Origin of the sequence: Mycobacterium sp. (assembly GCF_036488105.1) — a bacterium.
In the GTDB taxonomy this organism is placed as follows: domain Bacteria; phylum Actinomycetota; class Actinomycetes; order Mycobacteriales; family Mycobacteriaceae; genus Mycobacterium.
Map to the genome: position 1 here is coordinate 1 of NZ_DASXHW010000107.1, position 4,091 is coordinate 4,091.

At 65.0% G+C, this 4,091-nt stretch carries 3 protein-coding genes and 1 pseudogene; 1 reads left to right on the forward strand and 3 read right to left on the reverse strand.

Annotated elements, in window-relative coordinates; translation table 11 throughout:
• Positions 1-569 (reverse strand): annotated as a pseudogene (locus VGH54_RS05675) (IS256 family transposase); the annotation flags it as partial.
• Between the two features lie 21 nt (positions 570-590).
• Between VGH54_RS05675 and VGH54_RS05680 the strand changes: the two are divergent.
• Entirely contained in the window at positions 591-848 is a 258-nt protein-coding gene (locus VGH54_RS05680) for a hypothetical protein (protein ID WP_331510962.1), read from the forward strand.
• A 171-nt stretch (positions 849-1,019) separates the two neighbouring features.
• Here VGH54_RS05680 and VGH54_RS05685 read toward each other — a convergent pair whose 3' ends face one another.
• Together VGH54_RS05685 and VGH54_RS05690 are read right to left on the reverse strand one after the other, a co-directional pair.
• Positions 1,020-2,027: an IS30 family transposase gene (locus VGH54_RS05685; protein ID WP_331510963.1), complete on the reverse strand. Its 1,008-nt coding sequence runs from the start codon at positions 2,025-2,027 to the stop codon at positions 1,020-1,022.
• Positions 2,028-2,469: 442 nt separating this feature from the next.
• Positions 2,470-4,091: alkaline phosphatase family protein (locus tag VGH54_RS05690; protein ID WP_331510964.1), on the reverse strand; the 1,622-nt coding region annotated here is incomplete at its 5' end.

Consider the following 4,091-nt stretch of genomic DNA (forward strand, 5'->3'; position numbering starts at 1 on the left):
GCCTTGGCGGCCGGCTGCGCCGACTTCGGCAGGGAATCCACCACGTTCGCTGTCTTATGAACCCAGCAGCGCTGCTCGCGGGTTTCCGGGAACACCTCGCGTAGCGCCTTCCAGAAGCCCAGCGCCCCGTCGCCGACGGCGAGATGCGGGGCGCGCATCCCGCGACGCGCGCAGTCGCGCAGCAGGTTCGCCCACGATTCCGACGACTCCCGATAGCCCTCGTCCAGGGCTATCAGCTCTTTGCTGCCATCGACCCGGACCCCGACCAGCACCAGCACGCACGCCTTCGCCTGGTCCAGGCGGACCTTCAGATGCACGCCGTCGGCCCACACGTAGACGAAGTCGGTCGCTGACAGGTCCCGCCTCTGGAACGCCTTGTGGTCATCAGCCCACTGCGACGTCAGCCTCGACACCGTCGCGGGCGACAGCCCAGCCGTCGAGCCGAGGAACTGCTCCAGGGCCGGCACGAAGTCACCGGTGGACAGGCCGTGCAGGTAGAGCAGCGGCAGCACCTCGGAGATCTTCGGAGTCTTCCGGGCCCACGGCGGCAGGATCGCAGAGGAGAACCGCAACGCCGTGGCAGCTCCAGCTTGGCCGCCCGCTTCTGCGCCGCAATCGGCGCGGACGAGTTGCGTGTCATCGAGGTGACGCCGCACGACTACCGGCGCATGTCCGAGCTGCTGACGTCCTACGCCTCCCTCCGTCTCCAAGCGGTTGACGCCTGTGTCATCGCCTTGGCCGAGCGCTTCGACGTTCGGGAGGTGGCGGCGCTCGGCCACCGCGACTTCATGGTGGTGGCCCCGCGTCATCTGCCGAAAGGACAGCGGCTCACCCTTCGGCCGGACTGACCAGAGGCACATTGGATCGCCCGTGGCACGCGGGATATACGCGGGATGATCACCACTCGTGGGCGCTGCGGAAGCCGCTCCGATCCAGGTCAGACCCAACATCATGGTCCGATCGCTAGTGGATTCCTAAACCGTGTGCCTCGTGTGGCGTCACGGTTATAGATGGTGGTCTCAAGCGGTGGAAGCAGTTTCAGCGCACATCTCGGCGAACACTTCTGCTGGCGTTCTGTAACCCAGCATACGCCTCGGCCGTGTATTAAGTGAGTGGGCTACGGAATTTAGCAGCTCGACGTCTCCAGGAATTCTTGTCCCTTTGGGAAGGTATTCGCGGATGAGTCCGTTGGTGTTCTCGTTGGTTCCTCGCTCCCATGGAGAATGAGCATGGGCGAAGTAGACATCGATCTCGGCTTTGAGGGTGAGCGCGGCGTGCTGGGCCATCTCCACGCCCTGGTCCCAGGTGATCGACTTGACGAGCTCGGCGGGCAGGCCGGAGACGCTGTCGATGATCGCGTCACAGACCTCCTCCGATTTGCGGCTCTTGGGCAAGGGGACAATGACCAGGAAACGGCTTTTGCGCTCGACCAGTGTGCCGGCCTGCGACGCACCGTCCTTGCCGATGATCAAATCCCCTTCCCAGGCGCCGGGGACCTGGCGGCCCTCGACCTCGGAGGGGCGTTCGTCGATCGACCGCATCCCGATGATCTTCGAACCCTTCGAACGAGGGTTCCCGCGCGGCTTGCGCTGCTCTCGGCAAGTCCGGAGATGAATGCCCATACGGGCCATTTCACCCTTCGGCAATGCGTACAGGTACGTGTAAATCGACTCGTGCGATATCGACCCCATGTCGACAGCATGACCGCGCTTATGGTCGTACTTCAACCGGCCGGCGACCTGATCCGGAGAATAACCGCAGCGAAGATCCGAGTGCACCCGTTCGCGCAGTCGCGGATCAGTGTCCAGCTTCCGGTCTTTTGGGCGCAGTCGCTGCTCCTCGGCCCGCAACTGTGCCGCGACCGCGCGATACGCAGCGCGTCCGCCGTTGCGGGAGATCTCCCGGCAAATCACCGAATCGTCCCGGTCCAGAAGCGCCGCTATCTCCTTATTCGACAGGCTCAGCACCAGGCACCGCGAGATCTCCTCTCGATCCTCAGCCGTCAAAGGACGACGATCTTGCGCCACGGACCCTCCACATCCTCCAGGGTCCGCCGAGACTTTCACCTGCAAAGATCCTTCGAAGTGAGATCCTCTATCTCCCGGAAATCCCACTCGCCGGGATCGCCCGGCTGCTCTCACCGCTTGGGATCAAGGGGTCTTTTGCTGGTGCTCGCCGCAGATGAGGAGCCGGTGGTGCATTCACGCCAAGACCGTCCTCTTGGCCCGTGAGAGCCAGTGTTGCGCGAATCGAGCCGTAGATCTTCTCTTTGCCATGGGGCAAGCGACGGCGCCGTGACCTCCAGAAACGCGACGCGGCCCGCCGATCTGGGCACGTATCGGGCAAATCATCAAGCACTCAGAGTCACGCTGAGGGCTCTGGTCGGGCCAGGCCCGATAGGCGACGGCCCGCCGGATGTCCGGCGGGCCGTCGTGTTGCGATGCTGTTCAGTTGTTGTCCGGAGACTCGTCAGTTCGGGTCCGAGCCCGGGAGGTAGGCACCTGGAACCTGCGACGGAGCGTAGATCTTCGCGTCGCCCGGGTAGGGCGCCTTCCATCCGTGGGTCTGGTACCACGTGTACCGGTTCATCTGCTCAGGGTTGGCGAAGTCGGGGACCGCACCGTTGCCGGTGGTGTGCTGGCCGGCGAGCCAGGTCTTCCAGGCAGCGGCGGTGGCCTGCTCGTTCGCGGGCACCGCGGTCTTCTGGGCCTCCGCCTTGTTCAGCGCCGCCGCAGCAGCACCGGTGCGGCCCAGGGTGTCCAGACCACAGGACGGCGCGGTGGCGACGCCCTCGGTGAGCGGGACCTGGTTCGGCACCGCGGTGAAGGGCGTGTAGTCGGGCTTGGAGGTGAAGGCGTCGTACATCGGCGTGGCAGCAGCGACCTTCTCGTTCAGCGGCTGGGCGCCGAGGATCTGCTCCATCGTCCGGACCGCCGAGATCTGCGAGTAGTAGGTGTTGATCACCTTGCCGTGCTGGGCCCAGGGGCTGATGACCTGGACCGGGGCGCGGTGGCCGTCGACGTGGTCGGCGCTGTCCTGGCTGTCGTCCTCGACGACGAAGATGGCAGAGTCCTTCCAGTACTTGCTATGCGAGATCGTGTCGACGATGTTCCCCGTGGCGAGATCGTTGTCGGCCACCCCGGCCTCCGAGTCCGCCGGCCCACCGGTGTGGTCGCTGGAGAGCCACACCATGTTGAAGTTGGCGGGACCGTTTTTCTTGAAGTCCTGCTTCCAGATCTGGGAGCGGTAGATGTCCGGGATCGAGAGGTCGAACGGCGGGGACTGCGGGTTGGTGATCTTGTTCAGCGACGGGATCGCCGAGCCGTAGTTGCCCTTCAGGCCCGGGGCGGTCAGCTGGGCCGGGTCACCACCGTTCTCGACGCTCTTGCTCGTGCAGTAGTACTGCTGCCACGAACCGGACGGCTTGCCCTCCATGTACTCGAACTCGCCGTAGTTCTTGGCCGTCGCGCCGGCGGACTGGGCCGCGGTCCATAGGAAGCCCGAGCGCTGGTGGCCCAGCACGTCCTCCTCGGTGTCATAGCTGCGCTGGTACTCACCCGCGGACGACTCGGTGTACTGGGGGTTGTCGCCCTGCATCATCCAGTTGTGGCCCTCAGCAGAGTTGGTGCCGACGTCGTAGGTGTTGTCGTAGAGACCGAACTGCTTGGCCAGCGCGTGCTGATTCGGCGTGGTCTTCGCGCCGAACTGCGTGAGCGTCGGGTCGCCGTTGCCCTTACCCATGTCGCCGAACAATTGGTCGTAGCCGCGGTTCTCCTTCACGATCAAGAAGACGTGCTTGATCGTGGACGGGTCACCGATGCGCGTCGGGACCGGGACGGCCGCCGCCTTGCTGCCCTTGGCCTGCTGGACGTCGTTCTTGCCCCAACCGTTCTGGGCGAAGACCGTGTCGGTGTACTTGCCGGCGATGTCCTTGTCGCTGGGAAGCGCGAAGCGCGTCAGGGATGCGGTGGTGCTGTGCGTGTCGTGGCCGGACACGGGGACGGTTCCCTGTCCCTTGTAGGTCGTGATGGCGGGGCCGCGCGCGTCGATGCCGCGGGTGTTGGTGACGACGATCCGGTCGCCGACGGTCG